Origin of the sequence: Nocardia sp. No.11 (genome assembly GCF_038752175.1) — a bacterium.
In the GTDB taxonomy this organism is placed as follows: domain Bacteria; phylum Actinomycetota; class Actinomycetes; order Mycobacteriales; family Mycobacteriaceae; genus Nocardia; species Nocardia canadensis.
The window spans coordinates 1-477 of sequence record NZ_JBCGFB010000283.1 but is presented as its reverse complement, the minus strand read 5'-3'; the positions used below and the strand labels follow the sequence as shown (position 1 = coordinate 477).

Below are 477 nucleotides of genomic sequence, written 5' to 3'. Positions count from 1 at the left end.
GGCCTGCACGTCCCACTGCTTGAACTCGCCGGTGCCCTTGACGTTGCCGGTGCCGTCGAGTTGGGTGCGCTCGGTCTTGAGACCGACGACCTTGCCGTTTTCGCCGATGACCTCGGCCGGGGACTCGAAGAAGTGCAGGAACAGCTTGTGCGGGCGGTTGCCCTGGTCGCGGATCGCCCACTGCTCGAGGGTGTTGGCGACCATGTCGACCTGCTTGGAGTTGCGGCGGGCGGCTTCGGAGCCCTCGTCGTAGTCGATGTCCTCGGGATCGACGATGACCTCGATCGTCGGGGAGTGGTCGAGTTCACGCAGCTCGAGCGGGGTGAACTTGGCCTGGGCGGGGCCACGGCGCCCGAAGACGTGGACCTCGACGGCCTTGTTGGCCTTGAGCCCCTTGTAGACGTTCGGCGGGATCTCGGTCGGCAGCAGCTCGTCACCGGTCTTGGCCAGCACGCGCGCCACGTCGAGGGCGACGTT

General features: G+C 66.9%; 1 pseudogene. It reads right to left on the bottom strand.

Annotation, left to right across the window (positions count from 1 at the left end):
- Positions 1-477, bottom strand: a pseudogene (locus tag V8688_RS32065) (pyridine nucleotide-disulfide oxidoreductase); the annotation flags it as partial.